The following is a 25,335-nucleotide window of genomic DNA, read 5'->3' on the forward strand; positions in this document are numbered from 1 at the left end:
GTGCCCGCCTGTCTCACCTGATTTATCCAAGGAACTGGAAATATGCTGCGTCGCCGCATGCTGATCATGTTGGGTGTTGTTTTGTTGATCGTCCTGGTGCTGGGCGGGTACAAAGCCTTTTCGATCTACACGATGATCCAGGGCTTTTCCAAGCCGAAACCGCCGATCAGCGTCGCCGTGGCCCATGCCACCGAGCAGCCGTGGCAGTTGCGTTTGCCTACCGTCGGCACGCTCAAGGCGCTGCAAGGGGTCGAGCTGAGCCTGGAAGTGGCCGGCACCGTCACCGAACTCAAGTTCGAATCCGGACAGAAGGTCAAGGCCGGGCAACCGTTGCTGCAACTCGACAGCGCCGTCGAGAGCGCCCTGCTGGAAACCGCCAAGGCCGATCTGGGTCTGGCGCAACTGGATTTCGGCCGTGGCAGCCAACTGGTCGACAGCCGCGCGATCTCCAAAGGCGAGTACGACCGTCTCTCCGCCGTGCTGCAAAAGAACCGCGCCACGGTCAATCAGCTCAACGCCTCACTGGCGAAGAAACGCATCCTCGCGCCGTTCAGCGGCACCATCGGCATCCGTCAGGTCGACGTCGGTGATTATCTGGCCAGTGGCACAAAAATCGCCACGTTGCAGGATTTGAGCAGCCTCTACGCCGACTTCTACCTGCCCGAACAATCGGTGCCGAAACTCGCCATCGGTCAGCCGGTGCAGATCACTGTCGCCGCGTATCCCAAGCAATCCTTCGCCGGCAAGATCAGCGCGATCAACCCGATCGTCGAAAGCACCACGCGCAATATTCTCGTGCGCGCCACCCTGGCCAACCCCGACGGCAAGCTGCTGCCGGGTATGTTCGCCAGCCTCGACGTGCTGCTGCCGGATCCGCAAAAACATATCGTCGTGCCGGAAAGTGCGATCACCTACACCCTCTACGGCAACTCGATCTACGTGGTCGGGCAGAAGAAAGCCGAGGACGGCAGCGTCGAAAAGGATGACAAGGGCCAACCGGTGCTGATCGCCGAACGCCGCTTCATCGAAACCGGTGAACGCCGCGATGGCCTGGTGATGATCAACAAGGGCGTGCAGAGCGGCGAACAAGTGGTGACGGCCGGCCAGATCAAACTGGACAACGGCGCCCACATTGCCATCAGCGACGACAAGACCCTCGGCGAGCAGAACAGTCCGCCTCGCGCCGACTGATCAAGGAATCCTCATGGCTTTTACTGATCCGTTCATCCGCCGCCCGGTGCTCGCCACTGTGGTCAGCCTGTTGATTGTATTGCTCGGCTTTCAGGCCTGGAGCAAGTTGCCGCTGCGCCAATACCCGCAAATGGAAAACGCCCTGATCACGGTGACCACCGCTTATCCCGGGGCCAACGCCGAAACCATTCAGGGCTACATCACCCAGCCGATGCAGCAAAGTCTGGCCAGCGCCGAGGGCATCGACTACATGACCTCGGTCAGTCGGCAGAACTTCTCGGTGATTTCGATCTACGCGCGCATCGGTTCCAATACCGACCGTTTGTTCACCGAATTGCTGGCCAAGGCCAACGAGGTGAAAAACAAGCTGCCGCAGGACGCCGAAGACCCGGTGTTGAGCAAGGAATCCGCCGACGCTTCGGCGCTGATGTACATCAGCTTCTTCAGCAAGGATTTGAGCAACCCGCAGATCACTGACTACCTGTCGCGGGTGATCCAGCCGAAACTGGCGACGCTGCCGGGCATGGCCGAAGCGGAAATCCTCGGCAATCAGGTGTTCGCCATGCGTCTGTGGCTCGACCCGGTGAAGCTCGCCGGTTTTGGCCTCAGCGCCGCCGACGTGACCAACGCCGTGCGGCAATACAACTTCCTCTCCGCTGCCGGCGAAGTGAAAGGCGAGTATGTAGTCACCAGCATCAACGCCAACACCGAATTGAAATCGGCCGAAGCCTTCGCGGCGATTCCGCTCAAGGTCAGTGGTGACAGCCGCGTACTGCTCAGCGATGTCGCGCGGGTGGAAATGGGCGCGGAAAACTACGATTCGATCAGCTCCTTCGGCGGCACGCCTTCGGTATACATCGGCATCAAGGCCACGCCGGGCGCCAACCCGCTGGACGTGATCAGGGAAGTGCGCAAGCTGATGCCCGAGCTGGAAGCGCAACTGCCGCCGAATCTGAAAAGCGAGATCGCCTACGACGCCACACTGTTTATTCAGGCCTCCATCGACGAAGTGGTGAAAACCCTGTTCGAAGCGGTGCTGATCGTGATTGTCGTGGTGTTCCTGTTCCTCGGAGCCCTGCGTTCGGTGGTGATCCCGGTGGTAACCATCCCGCTGTCGATGATCGGCGTGATGTTCTTCATGCAAATGATGGGCTACTCGATGAACCTGCTGACGCTGCTGGCGATGGTGCTGGCCATCGGTCTGGTGGTCGACGATGCGATTGTCGTGGTGGAAAACATCCATCGGCACATCGAGGAAGGCAAGACGCCGTTTGATGCGGCGCTGGAAGGCGCGCGGGAAATCGCCATGCCGGTGGTCTCGATGACCATCACCCTGGCGGCGGTATATGCGCCGATCGGTTTTCTCACCGGGCTGACCGGAGCGCTGTTCAAGGAATTTGCGCTGACCCTCGCCGGTGCGGTGGTGATTTCCGGGATCGTCGCCCTGACACTGTCGCCGATGATGTGCGCGTTCTTGCTGCGCCACGAGGAAAACCCCAGTGGCCTGGCGCACCGCCTCGACCGTATCTTCGAAGGCCTCAAGCGCCGCTATCAGAGCATGCTCCACGGCACGCTGAACACGCGGCCGGTGGTGCTGGTATTCGCGGTGATCGTGTTGTGCCTGATCCCGGTGTTCCTCAAGTTCACCAAATCGGAACTGGCCCCGGACGAAGACCAGGGCATCATTTTCATGATGGCCAACGCGCCGCAGCCGACCAACCTCGATTACCTGAGCACCTACACCGACGAGTTCATCAAGATCTTCAAGGAATTCCCGGAGTACTACTCCTCGTTCCAGATCAACGGCTACAACGGTGTGCAGGCCGGTATCGGCGGGTTCCTGCTGAAACCGTGGAACGAGCGCAGCCGCACGCAGATGCAGATCCTCCCCGAGGTACAAGGCAAACTGGGGGCCATTGCGGGCCTGCAGATTTTCGGCTTCAACCTGCCCTCCCTGCCCGGCACCGGCGAAGGCTTGCCGTTCGAGTTCGTGGTCAACACCGCCAACGATTACGAACTGCTGCTGCAAGTGGCCGACCGGATCAAGAAGCGCGCCATGGAGTCGGGCAAGTTCGCCTTCGTCGACCTCGATCTGGCGTTCGACAAACCTGAAGTGGTGGTCGATATCGACCGCGCCAAAGCCGCGCAGATGGGCGTGTCGATGCAGGACCTCGGCGGTACTCTCGCCACCCTGCTGGGCGAGGCGGAAATCAACCGTTTCACCATCGAAGGTCGCAGCTACAAGGTGATCGCCCAGGTTGAACGGCCGTACCGCGATAACCCGGACTGGCTGAACAATTACTACGTGAAAAACACTCAGGGCGAATTGCTGCCACTGTCGACGCTGATCAAGGTCAGCGACCGCGCGCGGCCGCGTCAGCTCAATCAGTTTCAGCAGCTCAACGCGGCGAAGATTTCCGGTTTCCCGTTGGTCAGCATGGGCGAAGCCATCGACACGGTTTTGCAGATTGCCCGCGAAGAAGCACCGGCCGGGTTTGCCTTCGACTATGGCGGCGCGTCACGCCAGTTCGTCCAGGAAGGCAGCGCGTTGTGGGTGACGTTTGCCTTGGCGCTGGCGATTATCTTTCTGGTGCTGGCAGCGCAGTTCGAGAGCTTCCGCGATCCGCTGGTGATTCTGGTGACGGTGCCGTTGTCGATCTGCGGTGCGTTGATTCCGTTGTTTCTCGGCTGGTCGAGCATGAACATCTACACCCAGGTCGGGCTGGTGACGCTGATCGGTCTGATCAGTAAACACGGGATTCTGATCGTCGAGTTCGCCAACCAGTTGCGCAAGGACAAAGGCCTGACGGCGCGTGAAGCCGTTGAGGAAGCGGCGGCGATTCGCTTGCGGCCGGTGTTGATGACCACAGCGGCGATGGTGTTTGGCATGGTGCCGCTGATTCTGGCCACGGGGGCCGGTGCGGTCAGCCGTTTTGATATCGGCATGGTGATTGCCACGGGGATGTCGATTGGCACGTTGTTTACGCTGTTTGTGCTGCCGTGCGTTTACACCTTGCTGGCCAAACCCGATCCCAAACCAACTGCATAACCCCGTGGGAGCGAGCTTGCTCGCGAAGGCGGTGTGTCAGGCACCATAAGTGTTAACTGACAGACCGCTATCGCGAGCAGGCTCGCTCCCACATTGGTTAGCGTATATCCATAAAATCCGGGCATAAAAAAAGGCCTCGCATCTGCGAGGCCTTTTATGTCGGCTTCAATCGTTTCAACTCTGCGGCCTCATGCCTTGAGAAAGTCCAAACATGAACAGCAACAAATCATGATCGGGTTTGGTCGCCACGGCGGCTTTCGCCACCCGTGGGACTGCGCAGTGGGCGTCGTCTACGGACGCGCCAACCACCTGCATGCGGGGCTGCTCCCAGGCAGCCACCGCCAATGACGCAACTGCCAAGGCTCCAACCAAAAACAAACCTCGTGCAATTTCTAGTTTCATCGCTATAAACCTTTGATAGCGCTGCCAAACGCCGTCTCATAAAAATAGACGAGTTTCTTCCAGTCCGCGTCGCGGAACGACGAATGGCGGCGCAATTGCTTCATGTCATGGGAGGCGGCGCGATAGGCGGTCAGACGCTGGCGGCATTTCTCCAGATCGATCAAGGCAACCTCGACCTTGGCCGACTCGCCTTCGCCCGTCACCCGCACAAACACGTGCTTGATGTAGATGCAGCTGTGTTGCCAACGGCCCTTGTGCATGCGCGCCAGGTTCTCGGCGAGGTCCTTGAGCACGCGCTCATAAACCACATCGCCACACTGGTCGCGACCGCCGGCAGCCGCCAGCCAATGTTCCAGTTCCTGAAAACCGTCCAGGGACTTGGTGACCAGCAGTGCACGCCACTTGTGTTGAGGGTCCGGCTGGGCACCGCAGAAAACGATCTCGGGCACGCGCACGCCGAGTTTGCTCACGCCAGTCAGCGCGTCCAGTTCACGCAAAACAGTAGGACGGCCAAAAGGGTGCAACCAACTGCGATAAATGTGTCCAGTCTGGCGCTTGGCATACAGCAGTTGACCATCGCGCCCCACGACCCTTTGCACACCACTTTCGCCACCGCGTCGAACATTGGGTTCTTCCACCCACTCGCCGCGCTGGTTCCAGTAAAAGTCAAAGCGATCTTGCGGAGCGACATCCGTTTCTGCTGCAAATTGCACTGCCATCCTGTTACCTCTTGCGTAATACGTAAACCCGCCACATGGCGTAGAGCGGAATAAAGTCCAGTTGTTCCTGAATTCGAAAACCTGCGTCTTCGAACTCCTTTTCCACCGTAGCGGCCGGTAACACAAAGCGATTCTGGTACTCGCGCCTGTCACGGTTTTTCTCCGCACGCTCGCGCTTCCAGGCCTTGAAATTACCGTCAACCCACAGCGAAACAATCACACTGTCACGGGTGACACGCTCGAACTCGCGCAGAATCGCCCGGCGATGCTCGGCTTCACCGATGTGGTGGAGCAGACGCATGCAGAAAATGCTGTCGACGGCGTTGTCAGGCAAGGCAATGTCGAACGCAGATGTGTGCAAGGGTTGTACCCGTTTCACCACATCGGCCGGTTGCGCCTGCATGGCCGTCTTGATCATCGACTCGGAGTTGTCCGCGCCAATGATCACCCGGTTGGTCTTTTCACCCAGCAATGGCCAGAACCGCCCGGCACCACAAGGCAGATCCAGCACCAGCCCTGGCTCACCGACCAACGACAGCGCCTTGCGGGCCAGCTGCTCGTCACGCCAGTGAGAAAGCCGACGTCCAAGACTCTCTTTGTGCTTGCGCAGGTATTTCTGCGCATGTTGATCGTCGTACTTCTCGGAAAAATCGAGTTTGATCGGGCCGGCCATCACCTGGACTCCTGAATTGCTGATGTCACCACCTTAAGGAGCGGCGTGTCAGCGTCAGGTCATCCGTTTGTGAAAAAAATGTCCGGTAAATAGACAAATTATTACAGCGTTATACAGGATTTAGACAGGAAGGAGGGAGTAGCATCGAGCCACTGCACGCGTCAGATTTTGCCAAGATCCACTTCGAAGCGGCAGCCATTGGGCTCCATCGTGCTGAGACTGACGGTCCAGCCCTGGTTCTCGCAGATGCGCTGAACTAGCGACAATCCCAACCCCAAGCCTTCGCCGCGTTTTTCGTTGCCACGCACGAAAGGCTCGAACATGGCTTCGCGTTTTTCCTCCGGAATGCCGACACCGGAGTCCTCCACCACAAAGCCGTTGGCAGTGAGTGTCAGGCGAATGAAACCCTTCTCGGTGTAGTGACAAGCGTTGCGCAACAGGTTGCCCATCACCGCGGTCAGTAACGTCGCGTTGTGGCACGTGCTCGGCGGATTTCCCGGTTCGAACTGCAAGGTCAGCCGTTTGCTTTCGATCGGCTCACGCCACACGCACAGCAGGCTGTCCGCGACTTGGGCGAGATTCTGTTGCGGCGCCGAACCGGCATCTTCACGTTGCGAGCGCGCGAGCATCAGGAAGGTTTGCACCAGTTCGCGCATTTCCTCACTGGCGCGGGCAATACGCTCGACCTGATTGCGTCCGCGTTGATCGATGGCCGGGTTTTCCATCAGCAGTTCGCAGGAACTGGCCAGCACCATCAACGGCGTGCGCAGCTCGTGGCTGACATCACTGGTGAACAATCTTTCACGGGTCAGCGCCTGACGCAGACGCCCCAACGTGGCGTCGAACGCCACCGCCAGTTCACCGACTTCATCGGCCGCATAATCCGGCGCCAGCGGCGGTGCCAGCCCGAGCAACTGGTCGCGATGGCGCACTTGCCGGGCCAATCGCACCACCGGCGCCATCACCTTGCGCGCGAGCACCCAGCCAAGGAACACCGCCAGCGCCAGACTGAGCACGAAGCCCACCAGCACCACGGCAAACAGCACGCGCTCACGCTCTTCGAAATCGCTTTGATCCTGCAACAGCACATAACGCCGACCGTCGACGATCTCAACCATCGCGTGATACGACAATTGCTCCCGGAACACCTCGTGGAAGCCGGAATCGAGGTGGCGCAAGTCCTTCGGCAGCTCGAAATCGCCCGGCCCGCCACTGAAATAGAACAGCTGATCCGGCTCCGGGCGATGGCTCCAGTCCGAGACGTTGTCCATCAGCAGCAGGCGTTGCAGATCGCCGCCCAGCCCCGCCGAAATCAGCTTCTCTTCCACCAGGTGTACGGTCGCAACGATGCCCATGGCAAAGGCCCCCGCGACCAGCGCGCTCATCAGCGCAAAGGCAATGATGATCCGCTGGGAAAGGCTTTGCTTAAACTCCATCGCGGCCCTCGGCCAAGCGATAACCGACGCCGTGCACGGTGTGCAGCAGTGGTTTGGCGAACGGTTTGTCGATCACCTGACGCAATTGGTGCACGTGGCTGCGCAAGCTGTCGCTGTCCGGGCAATCATCACCCCACAGTGCCTCTTCGAGAATTTCCCGGCGCAGCACATGCGGGCTCTTCTGCATCAACACTGCCAGCAGCTTGAGGCCGACCGGGTTGAGCTTGAGAAACTTGCCTTCACGGGTCACTTCCAGTGTATCGAGGTCATAACTCAGATCACCGACCTGCAACGCCCGGCGTCCGCCACCCTGGGTACGCCGCATCACCGCTTCGACGCGCGCAGCCAGTTCGGACAAGGCAAAGGGTTTGACCAGGTAATCGTCGGCGCCGGACTTGAAGCCCTGCAAGCGGTCGTCGAGCTGGTCGCGGGCAGTGAGCATGATCACCGGCGTGTCGCGACGGGCGTCTTCACGCAGGCGTTTGCACAAGGTATAGCCGTCGATGCCAGGCAGCATGATGTCGAGGACGATCAGGTCGTAATGTTCGGTGGCCGCCAGATGCAGGCCTGACAGACCGTCCTGGGCGCAATCGACGGTATAGCCTTTGAGCCCCAGGTAATCAGCCAGATTGGCGAGGATATCGCGGTTGTCTTCAACCAATAGAATTCGCATGGGCACTCCTCCGTACACAGTAACGGCCGTCATGGCTCGCGCAGCTTAAGGCCATCGCCAGCTCAGGGCTAGGGCTGAAAGCCTCGTAAATCAACTCTCTCAAGCAAATTCAAACCTTAACGAGTTTTTCACTATCGGTTCACAACCTGACTACAGTGACAACGCGAGACTCTCGCGCCATTAGATATAAGGAATGTAGACAATGGACTTTTTCAAGACGGCGCCCCTGCGCCTTCTGCTGTTGGTCACTGGCGTCTGGCTGGTGGTGTTTTCCCTGACCCGAATCGTCCTGCTGCTGGCTCACCTCGATGAGGCCGGTGGCGTTGCGCTTTCCGTCTTCGGCGTCGGTCTGCTGTATGACCTGGGGTTCCTCGCCTACGCGGCGCTGCCGATGGGCCTGTACCTGTTGCTGTGCCCGCCAGCGCTGTGGCGTCGCCGTGGTCATCGCTGGTTTCTGCAAGGGCTGCTCACCGTCAGCCTGTTCGCCATGTTGTTCGTCTCGGTGGCCGAGTGGCTGTTCTGGGACGAATTCGGCGTGCGCTTCAACTTCATCGCTGTCGACTACCTGGTGTATTCCGACGAAGTGCTGAACAACGTGCTGGAGTCGTACCCGATCGGCACGCTGCTGAGCATCCTCGCGCTGCTGGCCGTCGCTCTCAGCTTCGCTCTGCGCAAGCCGTTCAATGCGGCGCTGGACGCTCCGCTGCCGCCGTTGCGTGGGCGTTTGCTCAATGCGCTGGTGCTGCTGGTGGTCGCCGGCCTGAGCCTGCAGTTGCTCAGTCAGGATGCGCCCCGCGCCCAAGGCGGCAACGCCTATCAGAATGAACTGGCGAGCAACGGCCCTTATCAGTTCTTCGCTGCGTTTCGTAACAATGAACTGGACTACACACAGTTCTACAGCAGCCACACGCCTGACGTAGTCGCCCGGCAGATTCGCGCTGAGTTGAGCGAGCCTAACGCACGCTTCATCGGCCAGGATCCGCAAGACATTCGCCGGATGATCGATAACCCCGGCACCCCGCGTAAACCGAACATCGTGCTGGTGACCATCGAAAGCCTCAGCGCCAAGTACCTGGGCAGCAATGGTGACAAACGTGACCTGACACCGAATCTGGATGCCTTGCGCAAACAGAGCCTGTATTTCAATAACTTCTACGCTACCGGCACTCGCACGGACCGTGGTCTGGAAGCCATCACCCTGGCCATTCCACCGACTCCGGGCCGTTCGATCGTCAAGCGCATCGGCCGTGAAAGCGGTTTCGCCAGTCTCGGTCAGCAGCTGAGCGCAGTGGGCTACGACAGCGTGTTTGTCTACGGCGGACGCGGTTACTTCGACAACATGAACGCGTTCTTCAGTGGCAACGGTTATCGCGTGGTCGACCAGAGCAGCGTTGATGAAGCCGAAATTCACTTCAAGAACGCCTGGGGCATGGCCGACGAGGATCTGTACAAGCAGACCCTGAAGCTGGCCGATGCCGACTATGCCAAACAGCAGCCGTTTCTATTGCAGTTGATGACCACCTCCAACCACCGTCCTTACACCTACCCGGACGACCGGATCGACATCAAATCCGGTAATGGTCGCGATGGCGCGGTGAAATACACCGACTATGCGATTGGCCAGTTCCTTGAGCAGGCACGGCAGAAACCGTGGTTCGACAACACGATCTTCATCTTCGTTGCCGACCACACGGCCGGTAGCGCCGGCAAAGAAGACTTGCCGATCGCCAACTATCAGATTCCGCTGTTCATCTATGCACCGAAGTTGGTCGAGCCTCGCGAGAATGGCCAACTGGCCAGCCAGATCGATCTGGCGCCGACGCTGCTGGGCTTGTTGAACATGGATTACCAATCGACGTTCTTCGGTCGCAACCTGTTGCAGGACAACCCGCTGCCACCGCGCGTCGTGGTCGGCAACTACCAGCATCTGGGCCTGTTCGACGGTAAGGATCTGGCGATCCTCAGTCCGCGCCAAGGCTTGCGCCGGCATGACGATGCGCTGACCGAGAGCCGCGAATCCCGCGCAACCAGCGATGACCCGCTGATCAGCCGCGCCATCACCTATTACCAAACCGCCAGTTATGGCTTCAAGCAACAGCTGCTTGGCTGGAAAGCTCCCAAGGAGGGAGCTCCGCAAGTCAGCGATCGTTAATCGAAGCGCCCCGGGCTGATGCTCCGGGGCGTTTCTTTTATTCAGGAACCAACATGTCATCAAGTGTTGTACGCCCCACCCCTCGCCCGCTGAATCTGAGACTGTATCTGGGCATTCCCCTCATCGCGGCAATAAGCCTGATTCTGCTGGAAATGACCGACCTGGACATGGTGCTGGCGCAGTTGTTCTACGATCCGGTTGCCGGCGACTTCATTGGCCGCCACAGCTTTTTCCTTGAAAACATCCTTCATGACCGTGCCAAACAGGTGGTGATCGGCTTTTCGGTGATTGCGGTACTGGGCTTTATCGGCTCGTTTTTTATCGCCAGACTGAAGCCATTCAAGCGTGAGCTGGGCTGCCTGGTGCTGTCGCTGGGCCTGGCGACCTCGTTCGTCACCCCGGTCAAAGCCGTGACGGCGGTGCAATGCCCATGGAGCCTGGAGCAATTCGGCGGGCATGAAACCTACAGCAAACTGATGGAACATCGTCCACAGACCAACAAACCCGGCCGTTGCTGGCCCGGTGGCCATGCGGCGACGGGGTTCACCTTGTTTGCGTTGTTCTTTGTCCTGCGTGATCGCCGTCCGCGCCTGGCGCGTCAGGCTTTCATCTTTGCCTTTGCACTGGGTTCGGTGTTTTCGATCAGCCGGATGATGCAGGGGGCGCACTTCTTCTCGCACAACGTGTGGACGGCGATTTTCTGCTGGCTGATTTGTCTGGGGTCGTATTACTGGGTGCTGTATCGCCCGGCGGTGAAGGCCGAGGCCGTGGTCCAGGCACAACCGGTCAGCGCCTGAAATATAGATCTCATTGTGGGAGCGAGCCTGCTCGCGAATGCGGTGTGTCATTCAACATTAATGTTGGCTGATCCGGCGCCTTCGCGAGCAGGCTCGCTCCCACAGCGGATTGGTGTACCGCTGAAATACGGGCAATAAAAAACCCCGCTGGCTTTCGCCAGCGGGGTTTTGCGTTACAGGGACAAGGCTGGCTTACATCATGCCGCCCATGCCACCCATGCCGCCCATGTCTGGCATACCGCCGCCAGCGCCGCCGTCTTTCTTCGGCGCGTCAGCTACAGCTGCTTCGGTGGTCAGGATCAGACCGCCGATCGACGATGCTGCTTGCAGAGCCGAACGGGTCACCTTGGTTGGGTCCAGGATGCCCATTTCGATCATGTCGCCGTATTCGCCAGTCGCAGCGTTGTAACCGAAGTTACCTTTACCGTTCTTGACTTCGTTAACCACAACACTTGGCTCGTCGCCGCTGTTGGCAGCGATCTGACGCAGCGGCGCTTCAACAGCGCGACGCAGAACGGCGATACCGACGTCCTGATCAGCGTTGTCGCCTTTCAGGTCAACCAGGGTTTGCAGAGCGCGGATCAGCGCAACGCCACCGCCAGGTACCACGCCTTCTTCAACGGCTGCACGGGTTGCGTGCAGGGCGTCTTCAACGCGGGCTTTCTTCTCTTTCATTTCAACTTCGGAACCAGCGCCAACCTTGATCACTGCAACGCCGCCGGACAACTTGGCCAGACGCTCTTGCAGTTTTTCACGGTCGTAGTCGGACGAAGTCTCGGCAACCTGAGCACGGATCTGAGTGATGCGCGCCTGGATGTCGGATTCTGCACCGGCACCGTCAACGATGATGGTGTTTTCCTTGGAGATGGTCACACGCTTGGCGCTGCCCAGGTTTTCCAGGGTAGCGGCTTCCAGGCTCAGGCCGATCTCTTCGGAGATAACGGTACCGCCGGTCAGAACAGCGATGTCCTGCAGCATGGCCTTGCGACGGTCGCCGAAGCCTGGTGCCTTGACGGCTGCGACTTTAACGATGCCACGCATGTTGTTCACAACCAGAGTCGCCAGGGCTTCGCCTTCAACGTCTTCGGAAACGATCAGCAGTGGACGGCCGGCTTTGGCAACGGCTTCCAGCACTGGCAGCATTTCGCGGATGTTCGAGATCTTTTTGTCGACCAGCAGGATCAGCGGGCTGTCCAGCTCGGCAACCATGGTCTCTGGCTTGTTGACGAAGTACGGGGACAGGTAGCCACGGTCGAACTGCATGCCTTCAACAACCGACAGTTCGTTTTCCAGGCCAGTGCCTTCTTCAACGGTGATCACGCCTTCTTTACCGACTTTTTCCATGGCTTCGGCAATGATGTCGCCGATGGAGTTGTCGGAGTTGGCGGAGATGGTGCCTACCTGAGCGATTGCCTTGGTGTCAGCGCATGGCTTGGACAGGTTCTTCAGCTCTTTGACGATTGCGATGGTCGCCTTGTCGATGCCGCGCTTCAGGTCCATCGGGTTCATGCCGGCAGCGACGGCTTTCAGGCCTTCGTTGACGATCGACTGAGCCAGAACGGTAGCGGTGGTAGTACCGTCACCAGCGTCATCGTTGGCACGGGAGGCAACGTCTTTGACCAGCTGCGCGCCCATGTTTTCGAAACGGTCTTCGAGTTCGATTTCTTTGGCGACGGAAACGCCGTCCTTGGTGATGGTCGGAGCGCCGAAGCTCTTCTCGATGATCACGTTACGGCCTTTCGGGCCCAGGGTCGCTTTTACTGCGTCAGCCAGGACGTTGACGCCCTTGAGCATTTTTTTACGGGCGGAATCGCCAAACAGAACTTCTTTAGCAGCCATGATCGATATTCCTTAAATACTTTGTAGTAGCGGGAAAATGAACGGGGGGTATCAGCCTTCGATAACCGCGAGGATTTCGTTCTCGCTCATTACCAGCAGGTCTTCGCCGTCGACTTTCACAGTGTTGCTGCCGGAGTAAGGACCGAACACAACCTTGTCGCCAACCTTGACGGCCAGTGCACGCACTTCACCGCTTTCCAGTGCTTTGCCCGGACCTACAGCGAGGATTTCACCGTGGTTGGCTTTCTCGGCAGCCGAACCTGGCAGGACGATACCGCCAGCGGTTTTCTTTTCTTCTTCGCTGCGACGGATTACGACGCGGTCATGCAGAGGACGAAGCTTCATTGTCGATCTCTCCTAATTGTGGTTTTCATCGGCCGGTGTGGTCCCGGCGGGTTTAACAAATCCGGCCTGCGCCGGTTGCGGCTCGTCGAGCGAGTCGCGGAAGTCTGTCCGGTTCAAATACCGGAAACCTTGCGGTGACCGATACATAAGGGCGCATAAGCTTATTACAAGGGCGGGGGCAGAAAATTTTTCACTTCAGCAGCCCGAAAATGAACACGGCACCCGAAGGTGCCGTGCAGACAGTGCAGTTACTTGGTGTCGCGGTGTTCGAACTCGCCTTCGATCACATCACCCTCGCGGCCCAGAGGCTGACGCGGTGCAGGACCGCCACGGGGTTGCAGGTCATCGGCGAACGCACGCTGGCGCATGGCCTGTTCCTCGGCGCGCTGGCGCATTTTGTTCGCCAGCAGTCGACGGCTGAACGGCAGCAGCATGACCAGGCCGACCACGTCGCTGATAAAGCCCGGCAGGATCAGCAGGCCACCGGCCAGAGCCAGCATCAGCCCTTCGAGCATGGTTTGCGCGGGCAGTTCGCCGCGGTTCAGGCTTTCACGGGCACGCAGTGCCGTGGCCAGACCGGCGACGCGCAGCACGAACACGCCGAACATCGAGCCGAGAATGACCAGCAGCAGGGCCGGGAAGAACCCGATAGCCCCTGCCACTTTGACGAATACGAACAGCTCCAGCACTGGAAACAGCAGAAAGAGCAACAGAAAAGGGCGCATCAAAGTTTCCTCAACGCAAGAAATGCCTTGCAGTAAGCCTTAGATGACGTCGCCCTTTCGTGAATTCAAGCGCCGACCCCCTCATTTTTTGGCCAGACCTCAGCATGGGCCAATGAAACCAAGGCTTCGCGCACTTGTGTCGGCGTATTACAAGGTGCCGGGAACGGCAACCAGTAAAGCGCCTGACCGATGCGCAGATGCAGGCCTTCGGCGTCGATGCCGGCCAGTTGCGCCGGCACGTTTTTCGGCAGACCGGCGAGGTCGACGTAGTGCGCGATGGCTTTGCCGTGGTCGCTGTTCATGTGCTCGACCATGCTGATTTCAGCCTTGCCGGCAAACGGGTTGGCCAGGGTCAACTGATCGACCCAGTGAATCGCGCCAAAACCGCCGATGTAGCGGTGACGCACCGGGTTCAGCACCCAGAAATCGAAATCGTGGGCCTTGTGGTAGTTCTGCGAGTCCGGGAAATAACGGTAGTAGCGCTCGGCAGCGGCCTCGATGGCAGCGGCATCTTCAAGCTTCTGCGCTTCGGCCAGATAAGTCAGGCGACCAACGGCTTGCACGTCATCGGCTTCGCGCTCCCCCACCAACATCGAGCATTTCGGGTCTTTTTGCAGGTTGTGGGTGTGCTGGGCGATGCGGCTGATCAGGATCAGCGGCCGGCCCTGCTCGTCGAGGCAGTACGGCACCACGGAGCCAAAGGGAAAACCGGGCATCGATTTGGAGTGAGTCGACAGCACTCCACGGTATTCCTTGAGAAGCAATTCTCGGGCATTCTTGGCCACTTCAACGCTCAATTTATGACTCCTTAAATAGAATCCGTCGAAAAAACGGACAGGCGCCCGGGTTCAAGTCCCCGTCACGCCATCGGGAAATTCTCATGTGCAAACCCGCCTCGGCCGGTGCAGATCGAGAGGCGCTGATAACAAAAACAACTCAGACCTGCTATCGGGACATGCGAATGCAACTCAACGACAAAGTAATCATTATCACTGGCGGTTGCCAGGGTTTGGGCCGTTCCATGGCCGAGTATTTCGCCAGCAAGGGCGCGAAGCTCGCCCTCGTCGACCTCAATCAGGAAAAGCTCGACGATGCAGTGGCCGCTTGCAAGGCCAAGGGCGTCGAGGCGCGCAGCTATCTGTGCAACGTCGCCAATGAAGAACAGGTCGAGCACATGGTCGCCCAGGTCGCCGCTGATTTCGGCGCGATCCACGGCCTGATCAACAATGCCGGGATCCTGCGTGATGGCCTGCTGCTCAAGGTCAAGGACGGCGAAATGACCAAGATGAGCCTGGCACAGTGGCAGGCGGTGATCGACGTCAACCTGACCGGCGTGTTCCTCTGCACCCGTGAGGTGGCGGCGAAAATGGTCGAGCTGAAGACCAGCGGCGCAATCATCAATATTTCGTCGATCTCGCGTGCCGGTAACGTTGGCCAGACCAACTATTCCGCGGCCAAGGCCGGTGTTGCTGCGGCGACCGTGACCTGGGCCAAAGAGCTGGCACGCTATGGCATTCGTGTGGCGGGTATCGCGCCGGGCTTCATCGAGACCGAGATGACCCTGGGCATGAAGCCCGAAGCGCTGGAGAAAATGACCTCGGGAATTCCGCTCAAGCGCATGGGCAAGCCGGAAGAGATCGCCCATTCGGCGGCGTATATTTTCGAAAACGACTATTACACCGGGCGGATTCTGGAGATGGATGGCGGGTTGCGTATCTAACTGCCAACACATAACAAATGTAGGAGTGAGCCTGCTCGCGATTGCGGTCATTCATTCAACAAATCTGTTGAATGTTATTCCGCTATCGCGAGCAAGCTCACTCCTACAGGGTTATCGGTGTTGCTGATTGATCAATCGTCGCTGATGGTGATGTTCGGCATCGCCGGCGTTGCCGCTTCCTGCAACACAATCCGCGCGCCGACGTGGCGGGCCAGTTCCTGGTAGACCATGGCAATCTGGCTGTCCGGCTCGGCGATCACCGTTGGCTTGCCGCCATCGGCCTGCTCGCGGATCAACATCGACAGCGGCAGCGAAGCCAGCAGTTCCACACCGTACTGGGTCGCCAGTTTCTCACCACCGCCCTCACCGAACAGATGCTCGGCATGCCCGCAGTTCGAGCAGATGTGCACGGCCATGTTTTCCACCACGCCCAGCACCGGAATGTTGACCTTGCGGAACATTTCCACGCCTTTGCGCGCGTCGAGCAATGCCAGATCCTGCGGAGTAGTGACGATCACCGCGCCGGCCACCGGGACTTTCTGCGCCAGGGTCAACTGAATGTCGCCAGTGCCCGGTGGCATGTCGATGACCAGATAATCCAGATCGCCCCACGCGGTTTGCGTGACCAGTTGCAGCAACGCGCCGGAGACCATCGGCCCGCGCCAGACCATCGGCGTGTTGTCGTCGGTCAGGAACGCCATCGACATGACTTCAACGCCATGGGCCTTGAGTGGCACGAACCACTTCTGATCCTTGACCTCCGGGCGGGTGCGCTCGGGGATGCCGAACATGATGCCTTGACTCGGGCCGTAGATATCGGCGTCGAGAATGCCGACCTTGGCGCCTTCACGGGCCAGGGCCAGGGCGAGATTGGCCGCAGTGGTCGACTTGCCCACGCCACCCTTGCCGGACGCCACGGCGACCACGTTCTTGACGTTGGCCAGCCCCGGAATCTGCGCCTGGGCCTTGTGCGCGGCAATCACCGTGTTGACCTCGACCTTGGCGATTACCACGCCGTCGAGGTTTTCGATGGCCAGTTGCAGCAATTGCGCCCAGCCGCTCTTGAACAGACCGGCGGCGTAGCCGATTTCCAGCTGCACGTTGACGCGGTCACCGACGATCTCGATGTTCTTCACGCAACCGGCGCTGACCGGGTCCTGGTTCAGGTAAGGGTCGGTGTATTGGCTGAGGACGGCTTCCACCGCTGCGCGAGTGACGGCACTCATGGGCAACTCCGATAACAAGACTGGGAAAAGATGGCGGCTATCCTACCCCTTCTATCCTCCGGACGGCATGCCCGGCAACGATTTGCAGGGGTGAAATATCTTGCCCGGCGCTTTATAGTGGCCGACCTCCGTTTCATCAAGTAGCGAAGCCCCACATGTCCGAACCACGCAAGATCCTCGTCACCAGCGCCCTGCCCTACGCCAACGGTTCGATTCACCTTGGCCATATGCTGGAATATATCCAGACCGATATGTGGGTGCGCTTCCAGAAGCATCGCGGCAATCAATGCATTTATGTCTGCGCCGACGACGCCCACGGTTCGGCGATCATGCTGCGCGCGGAAAAGGAAGGCATCACCCCGGAACAACTGATCGCCAATGTGCAGGCTGAACACAGCGCCGACTTTGCCGAGTTCCTCGTTGATTTCGACAACTTCCACTCCACTCACGCTGAAGAAAACCGTGAGCTGTCGAGCCAGATCTACCTCAAGCTGCGTGACGCCGGGCACATCGCCCAGCGTTCGATCACCCAGTATTTCGACCCGGAAAAGAAAATGTTCCTGGCCGACCGCTTCATCAAGGGCACCTGCCCGAAATGTGGCACTGAAGACCAGTACGGCGACAACTGCGAAAAATGCGGTGCGACCTACGCGCCGACCGACCTGAAGGATCCGAAGTCGGCCATCTCTGGCGCCACTCCGGTGCTCAAGGATTCCCAGCACTTCTTCTTCAAGCTGCCAGACTTCCAGCAAATGCTGCAGACCTGGACCCGCAGCGGCACCCTGCAGGACGCCGTCGCCAACAAGATCGCCGAATGGCTGGATGCCGGCCTGCAACAGTGGGACATCTCCCGCGATGCGCCGTACTTCGGTTTCGAGATTCCGGGCGAGCCGGGCAAGTATTTCTATGTGTGGCTGGACGCGCCGATCGGCTACATGGCCAGCTTCAAGAACCTTTGCGACCGCACTCCGGAGCTGGACTTCGACGCGTTCTGGGGCAAAGACTCCACCGCCGAGCTGTACCACTTCATCGGCAAGGACATCGTCAACTTCCACGCGCTGTTCTGGCCAGCGATGCTCGAAGGCGCGGGCTACCGCAAGCCAACCGGCATCAACGTGCACGGCTACCTGACCGTCAACGGCCAGAAAATGTCCAAATCGCGTGGCACCTTCATCAAGGCCCGTACGTATCTGGATCACCTGTCGCCGGAGTACCTGCGCTACTACTACGCGGCCAAACTGGGCCGTGGCGTCGATGACCTCGACCTGAACCTCGAAGACTTCGTGCAGAAGGTCAACTCCGACCTGGTCGGCAAAGTGGTCAACATCGCCAGCCGATGCGCCGGTTTCATTCAGAAAGGCAACGCCGGCCTGCTGGTCGACACCAATGCCGCGCCAGAGCTGACCGAGGCGTTCCTCGCCGCCGCGCCGAGCATTGCCGACGCCTATGAGGCCCGCGATTTCGCCCGCGCCATGCGTGAAACCATGGCCCTCGCCGACCGCGCCAACGCCTGGATCGCCGACAAGGCGCCATGGTCGTTGAACAAGCAGGAAGGCAAGCAGGATGAAGTCCAGGCGATCTGCGCCACCGCCATCAACCTGTTCCGCCAACTGGTGATCTTCCTCAAACCGGTGCTGCCGCTACTGGCCGCCGATGCCGAGGCGTTCCTCAACGTTGCCCCGCTGACCTGGAACGACCACACCACGCTGCTGGCCAACCATCAGCTCAACGAATTCAAGCCGTTGATGACCCGCATCGACCCGGTAAAAGTGCAAGCCATGAGCGACGCCTCGAAAGAAGACCTCACCGCCAGCCAGACCGACACCGGTGCCGCTGCTCCGGCCGGCAATGGCGAACTGGCCAAGGATCCGCTGTCGCCGGAAATCGACTTCGACGCCTTTGCGGCCATCGACCTGCGCGTCGCGCTGATCGTCAAGGCTGAGCACGTGGAAGGTGCCGACAAACTGCTGCGCCTGACACTGGATATCGGTGACGAGCAACGCAACGTGTTCTCGGGCATCAAGAGCGCTTATCCGGATCCGTCCAGACTCGACGGCCGTCTGACCATGATGATCGCCAACCTCAAGCCACGGAAAATGAAATTCGGTATTTCCGAAGGCATGGTGATGGCGGCCGGCCCTGGCGGTGAAGAGATTTACCTGCTGAGCCCGGACAGCGGCGCCAAGCCGGGTCAGCGCATCAAGTAAGCGACAGCAACAAAATCGATCCCACCGACGTGCCCCGCATGCCGGTGGGATTTTTCATATCTGGGCGGATACTGCCTAACCTTATGAGACACCTGCCCGTAACGCCGACAGAACCATGACCGAACTCGTGCTAACGCTTGTCAGTGCTGCGCTGCTCAACAACTTCGTGTTGCACTGGCCGCTGGGCGTCGATCCGCTGTTGGCGGGTAGTCGTCGGCAAGTGCATGCACTGGGGTTGGCGACGTTGTGCCTGATGTTGATCGTTGGCGTGATCGGTTACGTAATCTGGCATTGGCTGCTGGTGCCGTTTCACCTTGAAGCCCTGCGGTTATTCGTATTTCTGCCGTTGAGCGTTTTACTGATCGCGCCACTGCTGAAAATGTTGGCGCGCGGGTTGCCGGATCTGCCCTTCGAAGGTTTATGGCCGTTGTTGCTGGGTAACGCCGGTGTACTCGGGCTGGCGCTGATCAACGCGCAAAACGATCGAGGCCTGCTGCAGGCCACTGCGCTGAGTCTCGGCGCCGGGCTGGGCTTCTGGCTGGTGCTGAGCCTGTTCTGTGATTTGCGCGAGCGTACGGCCGACAACGATATTCCACTGCCCTTTCGCGGCTTGCCGATCGATCTGATCGGTGCCGGACTGATTGCAGTGATTTTTCTCGGATTCAGTGGACTGATCAAAACATGAGTCTGATTCAACGCATCGATGCCCTCCTGCCGCAGACCCAATGCGGCAAGTGTGGCCATCCCGGATGCAAGCCCTATGCACAAGGCATCGCCGAGGGCGAGCCGATCAACAAGTGCCCGCCGGGCGGTGACGAAACCATCGCTGCGCTGGCTGAACTGCTGAAAGTGCCGGTGCTGGAACTGGACATCAGTCGCGGTTCGGCGCCGCCTCAGGTTGCCTATATCCGCGAAGCCGAATGCATTGGCTGCACCAAGTGCATCCAGGCCTGCCCGATCGACGCAATTGTCGGCGCAGCGAAACTGATGCACACCGTGATCATCGATGAATGCACCGGTTGCGACCTGTGTGTCGCACCATGTCCGGTGGATTGCATTGAAATGCACCCGCTGCCGCTCGGCACATTGCCGGTGGTCGGCGGTCTGGCCTTGAGCCTCGACGAGCAACGCGCACGCGCAGCCAAACGTGATCACGCGCGTCAGCGCTTCGAGCGCCGAAACGAGCGTTTGCAACGCGAAGAACAACAGAAACAGGCTGAACGTGAGGCCCGGGCAAAACGGGCGGCGCAACCTGAAGTGACCGCCACCGATCCGGTGCAGGCGGCGCTGGAGCGAGTGCGTGCGCAGAAAGCAGCGTCCGCAGATGCAGCACTGAAGAAAGCCAAGATCGATGTGGCGATGAGCCGTGCACAATTGCACAAATCGTTGAAAGCGTTCGGCCATCCGCCGACATTCGAGCAGCAGTCGCAATTGATCTTGTTGCAACAGCAGTTCGAAGCGGCAGAACTGACCCTGGCGAAACTTGAAAGCAGCGCAACGCCAGCGCCCATAGTGCCCGCCCCCGCCAAAGACGCCGATCTGAAACGGGCGAAGATCCAGTTGGCCATGCGCCGCGCCGAACTGAAAAAAGCCCAAACCGCCGAAGCGGCGCCCGCTCAGATCGCCACGCTGGAACAATCGCTGCGCGACGCCGAGCAGGCCCTGCACGCCGCCGAAACCATCAGCGAGCAGCCATTGCCTGACTTGGTGCGCGTCGAAAAACGCCCGATCGACAGCCAGCTTCGCCAGTTGAAAACCGAATTGGCCTACGCCCGCGCGGACCTCAACAAACTCGAACGGCGCGCCGACACGCCCACAGAAATGCTCGACAAGGCCCGCGCCCGCCTGCAAGACGCCGAGCGCCAGGTGCAAGATCATGTTGCCCCTTGAGACGCCGGACAATCGCCTGCAACAGGCGATGAAGCTGGTACTGCTGGCGACGTTGCCGGGGCTGCTGGCGCTGTTCTGGTTTTACGGTTGGGGCGTATTGATCAATCTGCTGCTGTCTCTGCTCACCGCGCTGATTGTCGAGGCTGCGGTGCTCCGTTTGCGCCGACAACCCATGCAGCCGACGCTGAGCGACGGCAGTGCGCTGGTCAGCGCGACGTTGCTGGCTGCCGCCCTGCCACCCTACTGCCCCTGGTGGCTGACGGTGACGGCCATTGCCTCGGGCTTGCTGTTCGGCAAGCACGTGTACGGTGGCGTCGGGAAAAACCCCTTCAACCCGGCAATGCTCGGCTTCGCCCTGGCCATGGTGATGTTCCCGCAGCCGATGACCCATTGGCCGGCCCACGGCCTGGACCTGACCGCCGCTTTTCAACAGGTGTTCGGCGCAGGTGGGGCACCGGACGCCTGGGCACAGGCCACTGTGCTGGACAGCCTGCGCATCAACAAAAGCCTGACCATGGACGAGTTGTTCGCCAGCAATCCGGCCTTCGGTCGGTTTGGCGGACACGGTGTGGAGTGGGTGAATCTGGCGTTTCTCGCCGGCGGGTTGTTTTTGCTACAACGCCAGGTCTTTGCCTGGCACGCTCCGCTGGGCATGCTTGCCAGCCTGTTTGTCGCAAGCCTGCTGTGCTGGAATGGTTCAGGTTCGGACTCGCATGGATCGCCGCTGTTTCATCTGCTCAGCGGCGCAACCATGCTCGGCGCGTTCTTCATCATCACTGAACCGGTGTCCGGCGCGAAAACCGCGCTCGCCCGTCTGCTGTTCGGTGTCGGCGTCGGGCTGCTGACTTATTTGATTCGCACCTGGGGCGGATACCCGGATGGCGTGGCATTTGCGGTGTTGCTGATGAATCTTGGCGTACCGGCGCTGGAGCGATTTGCCGCGGCTCGTCAGTCAGAGGTGAGCCCATGAGTCGCACGGTCAGCGCGGTGACTGTTGTGTTGCTGGCCGTCATCGGCATCGCTGCGACGTACGTTGTACAACGCATTAACGCACCACAGATTGCCGCCGCGCAGCGCTTGATCGAAACCCGCAAACTGCTTGATCTGCTGCCGCTTCAAACCTACGACAATCAACCGTTGGAACAACCTTTGGCCTTGGCCGACACTGCCTTGAGCCATAGCACCTTGACGGGCGGTTATCGCGCGACCCTGGGCGGCCAGACTGTAGCGATACTGCTGCGAAGTCAGGCCCAGGGTTATGCGGGCGCCATCGAGTTGTTGATCGCTGTGGATGCCAACGGCAGATTGTTGGGTGTCAAAATCCTCAAACAGACCGAAACGCCAGCACTCGGCGGACATCTCGGTGACTGGCCGAATGCCTGGCTGCAGACGTTTATCGGTAAGTCGGGCAATGAGCCGACAGAGGCGGGCTGGGCGCTGAAAAAGGATCGAGGACAGTTCGACCAAATGGCCGGAGCAACCATCACCTCTCGCGCCGCAATCAGCGCGATCCATGATGCCCTGCGCTATTTCGATAAACATCGTGCGGCACTGCTGGGGAGCGGCACATGAACCGGTCGGCGGCTATTTCGAACGCCTTGATGCTGACCCTGCTGCTTGGCACCAGTGAGTCATTGGCAGGCGCGCGGGGTACATTATTGATGTTCGCTACGGTGGTGAGCCTCTATGGTCTGTGCATGTCCGCTTTACGCTCACGACTCACAGGAACAAGTGTTTTGCTGGCAAGCCTGCTGCTCGCCGCGACTTTCACCAGTTGCGCAGAGCTTATGGCGCAACGCTGGTTTCTACCCTGGCAGCAATCTTTCGGCCTCTATACCAGCCTGTTCGCCTTGCAATGCGTGGTGCTGGAGCACAATGGTTTCTGGTACCAGTCGCTGACCGAGCGCTTCAAGCTTTGCGTTATGTTCGGCAGTTTAATGCTGATGCTCGCCGGGCTGCGTGAGCTCATCGGTCAAGGTAGCCTCGGCCGGGGACTCGCCGAATCATGGCCAGGTATTGTTGTATTCAGCGAAGGGCTGCATTTGATTAGCTTGATCCCCGGCGCTTTTATTTTGTTGGCGCTGCTGCTTGCGGCGCGCCAGGCGTTGATTCGCCCGAACTCAATTTCCAAGGAAACACATCGTCCATGAATGCTGCAAAACGTCTGGAGATTTTTCGCCGCCTGCACGAAGACAATCCGGAGCCGAAGACCGAGCTGGCCTACTCCTCGCCGTTCGAGTTGTTGATCGCCGTGATTCTTTCAGCGCAGTCGACCGATGTCGGTGTCAACAAGGCCACGGCGAAGCTGTTCCCGGTTGCCAATACTCCGGCCGCGATACACGCCTTGGGTGTCGACGGTCTATCCGAATACATCAAGACGATCGGCCTCTACAACAGCAAGGCCAGGAACGTCATTGAAACCTGCCGTTTGCTGGTTGAACGCCATGGCAGCGAGGTTCCGCAAACCCGCGAAGAACTCGAGGCCTTGCCCGGAGTGGGCCGCAAAACCGCAAACGTAGTGCTCAACACGGCTTTCCGGCAACTGACCATGGCTGTCGACACCCACATCTTTCGGGTCAGCAATCGCACCGGCATTGCACCGGGCAAAAATGTGGTCGAGGTGGAAAAAAAGCTGATGAAGTTTGTCCCCAAAGAATTCCTGCTCGACTCTCATCACTGGCTGATTCTTCACGGCCGCTATGTGTGTCTGGCCCGCAAGCCGCGCTGCGGCAGTTGCCGGATCGAGGACTTGTGCGAATACAAAGCCAAAACTTCGGACGATTGACCGGCTATTGGAATAATTGATGAGTCGATTGAAAAAATCTTTTTTACCCGCCGCTGGAATGTCGATATAAGGAGCGCCAAAGGCATTCTTAGCCGGGAGTCAGCTTATGAGTAGCGACACAGAGCAACTGGATGTAGATGACGATATCGCTGCAGAAACTGATGACGCCGAACCTGTGGTCGAAGTCGCCAAGACCAATCTGAGCAAGCGCCGCACCATCGATAACCTGCTTGAGGAGCGCCGACTGCAAAAACGATTGGCCGAGTTCGATTTTGATGACTGATATTTGAAAGCCTCCCGAACCGGAGGCTTTTTACTTTCTGCAGCTAGCTGGATTCGATCGGCCCATGACCCTGTCAGCTACTACAGGTATTCAGACCAGACCATTGCGCTGCGCCAACTCGATCAGGTCAACCAGGGAACGTGCATTAAGCTTCAACAACAAGCGTGTCTTGTAAGTGCTCACGGTTTTGTTACTTAAAAACATGCCATCGGCGATTTCCTTGTTGGTCTTTCCCCGTGCCAACTGCTGTAACACCATCATCTCCCGACCGGACAGACGATCCACCATGTCGGCCTCACTGGCATTGCCCAGACTGGTTCGCACCGTATGCAAAGCCTGATTGGGGAAATAACTGTAGCCTGACAATACCGCCTTGATCGCACTGAGCAGTTCGGTCAGGTCCTGCTGTTTACAAACATAGCCGGCCGCCCCCGACTGCATGCAGCGCATTGAAAAATGCCCGGGCGCCTGTGAAGTCAATACCAGGACTTTAATAGGCATGGCCGTCGAAGTCAGACGCGCGATAACTTCCAGACCATCAAGCTTCGGTATCCCAATATCCAGAATAACAATATCCGGCATTTGTTCTCGAGCCAGTTGTAACGCATCCACACCGTTATCAGTCTCTGCGATGACTTCGTAGCCATGACGTTCCATCAGCATACGCACCGCAAGACGAATGACAGGATGATCATCCACGATCAGCACTTTATTCATGGGCAAGTCCAGTTTCGCTGTTCGAATTTTTAGAACACGCACAATAGCCCAGCCACTTGCTCTATGGCATGCCAGGATAATCATGCACTTGCATCGAAAGACATGCCCTACAGTCATTGCGGATTAATCCTACAAAAAACCGCTGCCCCTAGAAAAAACCGACACCATTGCCTCCTTCGGACGCTGCAATATTTCCCTGTTTACATTGTTACAGGCCACTTCCAGCAGCGCTGAAATCGTGACTCGCCGCGATGACCAATAACGTCTGAGCCCGCGCTGAACAACTTCGATTCGGCGGATGAAAGCAACACGATTTCAAATTGGAAACATCAAGCAATATCAATTGCAGAGCAACACGCCACCTCAGCCAAAATATAAACACCTGAAACAAGATATTTATACCTGACGATTTGTTTTTGCTATAAAAATAAACATCTCGGAAAACAACTACCAAACAACAACCCAACTACCAATACAGTAACTATGAGAAAGATCAGACAGAAGAG

Annotated in this window: 24 protein-coding genes and 1 pseudogene; 13 read left to right on the forward strand and 12 right to left on the reverse strand. The window is 58.7% G+C overall.

All coding sequences use genetic code 11. The features are described from left to right. Positions 1-42 precede the first annotated feature (42 nt). Both L8H52_RS07945 and L8H52_RS07950 read left to right on the forward strand, forming a co-directional pair. Entirely contained in the window at positions 43-1,191 is a 1,149-nt protein-coding gene (locus L8H52_RS07945) for an efflux RND transporter periplasmic adaptor subunit (protein WP_242206605.1), read from the forward strand. A 13-nt stretch (positions 1,192-1,204) separates the two neighbouring features. Further along, entirely contained in the window at positions 1,205-4,240 is a 3,036-nt protein-coding gene (locus L8H52_RS07950) for a multidrug efflux RND transporter permease subunit (RefSeq protein ID WP_242206607.1), read from the forward strand. A gap of 174 nt (positions 4,241-4,414) precedes the next feature. Here the strand turns inward: L8H52_RS07950 and L8H52_RS07955 are convergent, their stop codons facing one another. From L8H52_RS07955 to colR, 5 genes are all read right to left on the reverse strand, one after another. Continuing rightward, positions 4,415-4,642 carry a hypothetical protein gene (locus tag L8H52_RS07955; protein WP_016986677.1) on the reverse strand — a complete coding sequence of 76 codons (228 nt, stop codon included), beginning with the start codon at positions 4,640-4,642 and terminating at the stop codon, positions 4,415-4,417. Between the two features lie 2 nt (positions 4,643-4,644). Further along, on the reverse strand, positions 4,645-5,361 hold the full coding sequence (locus tag L8H52_RS07960; RefSeq protein ID WP_007916599.1) for a lipopolysaccharide kinase InaA family protein: 717 nt from the start codon (positions 5,359-5,361) through the stop codon (positions 4,645-4,647). A 4-nt stretch (positions 5,362-5,365) separates the two neighbouring features. Further along, positions 5,366-6,034 (reverse strand): class I SAM-dependent methyltransferase, encoded by a 669-nt coding sequence (locus tag L8H52_RS07965; protein WP_242206609.1) that lies wholly within the window; start codon positions 6,032-6,034, stop codon positions 5,366-5,368. 161 nt (positions 6,035-6,195) lie between these two features. Further along, positions 6,196-7,470 (reverse strand): HAMP domain-containing sensor histidine kinase, encoded by a 1,275-nt coding sequence (locus L8H52_RS07970; protein WP_242206611.1) that lies wholly within the window; start codon positions 7,468-7,470, stop codon positions 6,196-6,198. Further along, a complete protein-coding gene (colR, locus tag L8H52_RS07975; protein WP_016986673.1) occupies positions 7,460-8,143 on the reverse strand; it encodes a two-component system response regulator ColR in 684 nt (227 codons plus the stop codon). The genes L8H52_RS07970 and colR overlap by 11 nt, the downstream gene beginning before the upstream one ends. 202 nt (positions 8,144-8,345) lie before the next feature. Here colR and L8H52_RS07980 point away from each other — a divergent pair, with 202 nt between their 5' ends. Together L8H52_RS07980 and L8H52_RS07985 are read left to right on the forward strand one after the other, a co-directional pair. After that, on the forward strand, positions 8,346-10,295 hold the full coding sequence (locus L8H52_RS07980) for an LTA synthase family protein (RefSeq protein ID WP_242206613.1): 1,950 nt from the start codon (positions 8,346-8,348) through the stop codon (positions 10,293-10,295). Positions 10,296-10,348: 53 nt separating this feature from the next. Continuing rightward, on the forward strand, positions 10,349-11,092 hold the full coding sequence (locus tag L8H52_RS07985; RefSeq protein ID WP_242206615.1) for a phosphatase PAP2 family protein: 744 nt from the start codon (positions 10,349-10,351) through the stop codon (positions 11,090-11,092). A gap of 13 nt (positions 11,093-11,105) precedes the next feature. On the opposite strand, the pseudogene L8H52_RS30500 reads toward L8H52_RS07985, so the two are convergent. From L8H52_RS30500 to L8H52_RS08010, 5 genes and pseudogenes are all read right to left on the reverse strand, one after another. Then, positions 11,106-11,228 (reverse strand): annotated as a pseudogene (locus L8H52_RS30500) (metal ABC transporter ATP-binding protein); the annotation flags it as partial. Between the two features lie 56 nt (positions 11,229-11,284). Beyond that, complete coding sequence (groL, locus tag L8H52_RS07995) at positions 11,285-12,931, reverse strand: chaperonin GroEL (protein WP_175553332.1); 1,647 nt, start codon at positions 12,929-12,931, stop codon at positions 11,285-11,287. Between the two features lie 51 nt (positions 12,932-12,982). After that, entirely contained in the window at positions 12,983-13,276 is a 294-nt protein-coding gene (locus L8H52_RS08000) for a co-chaperone GroES (RefSeq protein WP_242206617.1), read from the reverse strand. Positions 13,277-13,524: 248 nt separating this feature from the next. Beyond that, positions 13,525-14,001 carry an FxsA family protein gene (locus tag L8H52_RS08005; RefSeq protein ID WP_242206619.1) on the reverse strand — a complete coding sequence of 159 codons (477 nt, stop codon included), beginning with the start codon at positions 13,999-14,001 and terminating at the stop codon, positions 13,525-13,527. A 65-nt stretch (positions 14,002-14,066) separates the two neighbouring features. Further along, positions 14,067-14,798, reverse strand: a complete 732-nt coding sequence (locus L8H52_RS08010) for a DUF2470 domain-containing protein (protein ID WP_242206621.1) — start codon at positions 14,796-14,798, stop codon at positions 14,067-14,069. A 164-nt stretch (positions 14,799-14,962) separates the two neighbouring features. Between L8H52_RS08010 and L8H52_RS08015 the strand changes: the two genes are divergently transcribed. After that, the gene (locus tag L8H52_RS08015; protein WP_242206623.1) at positions 14,963-15,721 is read left to right on the forward strand and encodes an SDR family oxidoreductase; all 759 of its coding nucleotides are present in this window, start codon (positions 14,963-14,965) and stop codon (positions 15,719-15,721) included. 131 nt (positions 15,722-15,852) lie between these two features. On the opposite strand, the gene apbC is transcribed toward L8H52_RS08015, so the two are convergent. After that, the gene (apbC, locus tag L8H52_RS08020; RefSeq protein ID WP_242206625.1) at positions 15,853-16,947 is read right to left on the reverse strand and encodes an iron-sulfur cluster carrier protein ApbC; all 1,095 of its coding nucleotides are present in this window, start codon (positions 16,945-16,947) and stop codon (positions 15,853-15,855) included. 155 nt (positions 16,948-17,102) lie between these two features. On the opposite strand from apbC, the gene metG reads away from it, so the two are divergent. From metG to L8H52_RS08060, 8 genes are all read left to right on the forward strand, one after another. Continuing rightward, positions 17,103-19,154 carry a methionine--tRNA ligase gene (gene metG / locus L8H52_RS08025; RefSeq protein WP_242206627.1) on the forward strand — a complete coding sequence of 684 codons (2,052 nt, stop codon included), beginning with the start codon at positions 17,103-17,105 and terminating at the stop codon, positions 19,152-19,154. A 115-nt stretch (positions 19,155-19,269) separates the two neighbouring features. Next, complete coding sequence (locus L8H52_RS08030) at positions 19,270-19,839, forward strand: Rnf-Nqr domain containing protein (protein ID WP_242206628.1); 570 nt, start codon at positions 19,270-19,272, stop codon at positions 19,837-19,839. Beyond that, complete coding sequence (rsxB, locus tag L8H52_RS08035; protein ID WP_242206630.1) at positions 19,836-21,044, forward strand: electron transport complex subunit RsxB; 1,209 nt, start codon at positions 19,836-19,838, stop codon at positions 21,042-21,044. The genes L8H52_RS08030 and rsxB overlap by 4 nt, the downstream gene beginning before the upstream one ends. Further along, positions 21,031-22,014 carry an RnfABCDGE type electron transport complex subunit D gene (locus L8H52_RS08040; protein WP_242206633.1) on the forward strand — a complete coding sequence of 328 codons (984 nt, stop codon included), beginning with the start codon at positions 21,031-21,033 and terminating at the stop codon, positions 22,012-22,014. The genes rsxB and L8H52_RS08040 overlap by 14 nt, the downstream gene beginning before the upstream one ends. Continuing rightward, positions 22,011-22,616: an RnfABCDGE type electron transport complex subunit G gene (locus tag L8H52_RS08045; protein ID WP_242206635.1), complete on the forward strand. Its 606-nt coding sequence runs from the start codon at positions 22,011-22,013 to the stop codon at positions 22,614-22,616. Before L8H52_RS08040 ends, L8H52_RS08045 begins: the two co-directional genes overlap by 4 nt. Next, positions 22,613-23,194 (forward strand): Rnf-Nqr domain containing protein, encoded by a 582-nt coding sequence (locus L8H52_RS08050; protein WP_242206636.1) that lies wholly within the window; start codon positions 22,613-22,615, stop codon positions 23,192-23,194. The genes L8H52_RS08045 and L8H52_RS08050 overlap by 4 nt, the downstream gene beginning before the upstream one ends. After that, positions 23,191-23,829, forward strand: a complete 639-nt coding sequence (nth, locus tag L8H52_RS08055; protein ID WP_242206638.1) for an endonuclease III — start codon at positions 23,191-23,193, stop codon at positions 23,827-23,829. Before L8H52_RS08050 ends, nth begins: the two co-directional genes overlap by 4 nt. A 106-nt stretch (positions 23,830-23,935) precedes the next feature. Continuing rightward, positions 23,936-24,112 (forward strand): hypothetical protein, encoded by a 177-nt coding sequence (locus tag L8H52_RS08060; protein ID WP_242206640.1) that lies wholly within the window; start codon positions 23,936-23,938, stop codon positions 24,110-24,112. Between the two features lie 90 nt (positions 24,113-24,202). Here the strand turns inward: L8H52_RS08060 and L8H52_RS08065 are convergent, their stop codons facing one another. Continuing rightward, positions 24,203-24,829 carry a response regulator transcription factor gene (locus tag L8H52_RS08065; protein ID WP_007916656.1) on the reverse strand — a complete coding sequence of 209 codons (627 nt, stop codon included), beginning with the start codon at positions 24,827-24,829 and terminating at the stop codon, positions 24,203-24,205. Positions 24,830-25,335 lie beyond the last annotated feature (506 nt).

Source organism: Pseudomonas sp. CROZ-RG-20F-R04-15 (assembly GCF_022662375.1).
In the GTDB taxonomy this organism is placed as follows: domain Bacteria; phylum Pseudomonadota; class Gammaproteobacteria; order Pseudomonadales; family Pseudomonadaceae; genus Aquipseudomonas.

Excerpts from the sequence above, each read along its gene's own strand:
- L8H52_RS07945 (WP_242206605.1), top strand. The coding sequence starts at position 43 with ATGCTGCGTCGCCGCATGCTGATCATGTTGGGTGTTGTTTTGTTGATC.
- L8H52_RS07950 (WP_242206607.1), top strand. The coding sequence starts at position 1,205 with ATGGCTTTTACTGATCCGTTCATCCGCCGCCCGGTGCTCGCCACTGTG.
- L8H52_RS07955 (WP_016986677.1), bottom strand. The coding sequence starts at position 4,642 with ATGAAACTAGAAATTGCACGAGGTTTGTTTTTGGTTGGAGCCTTGGCA.
- L8H52_RS07960 (WP_007916599.1), bottom strand. The coding sequence starts at position 5,361 with ATGGCAGTGCAATTTGCAGCAGAAACGGATGTCGCTCCGCAAGATCGC.
- L8H52_RS07965 (WP_242206609.1), bottom strand. The coding sequence starts at position 6,034 with ATGGCCGGCCCGATCAAACTCGATTTTTCCGAGAAGTACGACGATCAA.
- L8H52_RS07970 (WP_242206611.1), bottom strand. The coding sequence starts at position 7,470 with ATGGAGTTTAAGCAAAGCCTTTCCCAGCGGATCATCATTGCCTTTGCG.
- colR (WP_016986673.1), bottom strand. The coding sequence starts at position 8,143 with ATGCGAATTCTATTGGTTGAAGACAACCGCGATATCCTCGCCAATCTG.
- L8H52_RS07980 (WP_242206613.1), top strand. The coding sequence starts at position 8,346 with ATGGACTTTTTCAAGACGGCGCCCCTGCGCCTTCTGCTGTTGGTCACT.
- L8H52_RS07985 (WP_242206615.1), top strand. The coding sequence starts at position 10,349 with ATGTCATCAAGTGTTGTACGCCCCACCCCTCGCCCGCTGAATCTGAGA.
- groL (WP_175553332.1), bottom strand. The coding sequence starts at position 12,931 with ATGGCTGCTAAAGAAGTTCTGTTTGGCGATTCCGCCCGTAAAAAAATG.
- L8H52_RS08000 (WP_242206617.1), bottom strand. The coding sequence starts at position 13,276 with ATGAAGCTTCGTCCTCTGCATGACCGCGTCGTAATCCGTCGCAGCGAA.
- L8H52_RS08005 (WP_242206619.1), bottom strand. The coding sequence starts at position 14,001 with ATGCGCCCTTTTCTGTTGCTCTTTCTGCTGTTTCCAGTGCTGGAGCTG.
- L8H52_RS08015 (WP_242206623.1), top strand. The coding sequence starts at position 14,963 with ATGCAACTCAACGACAAAGTAATCATTATCACTGGCGGTTGCCAGGGT.
- apbC (WP_242206625.1), bottom strand. The coding sequence starts at position 16,947 with ATGAGTGCCGTCACTCGCGCAGCGGTGGAAGCCGTCCTCAGCCAATAC.
- metG (WP_242206627.1), top strand. The coding sequence starts at position 17,103 with ATGTCCGAACCACGCAAGATCCTCGTCACCAGCGCCCTGCCCTACGCC.
- L8H52_RS08030 (WP_242206628.1), top strand. The coding sequence starts at position 19,270 with ATGACCGAACTCGTGCTAACGCTTGTCAGTGCTGCGCTGCTCAACAAC.
- rsxB (WP_242206630.1), top strand. The coding sequence starts at position 19,836 with ATGAGTCTGATTCAACGCATCGATGCCCTCCTGCCGCAGACCCAATGC.
- L8H52_RS08040 (WP_242206633.1), top strand. The coding sequence starts at position 21,031 with ATGTTGCCCCTTGAGACGCCGGACAATCGCCTGCAACAGGCGATGAAG.
- L8H52_RS08045 (WP_242206635.1), top strand. The coding sequence starts at position 22,011 with ATGAGTCGCACGGTCAGCGCGGTGACTGTTGTGTTGCTGGCCGTCATC.
- L8H52_RS08050 (WP_242206636.1), top strand. The coding sequence starts at position 22,613 with ATGAACCGGTCGGCGGCTATTTCGAACGCCTTGATGCTGACCCTGCTG.
- nth (WP_242206638.1), top strand. The coding sequence starts at position 23,191 with ATGAATGCTGCAAAACGTCTGGAGATTTTTCGCCGCCTGCACGAAGAC.
- L8H52_RS08060 (WP_242206640.1), top strand. The coding sequence starts at position 23,936 with ATGAGTAGCGACACAGAGCAACTGGATGTAGATGACGATATCGCTGCA.
- L8H52_RS08065 (WP_007916656.1), bottom strand. The coding sequence starts at position 24,829 with ATGAATAAAGTGCTGATCGTGGATGATCATCCTGTCATTCGTCTTGCG.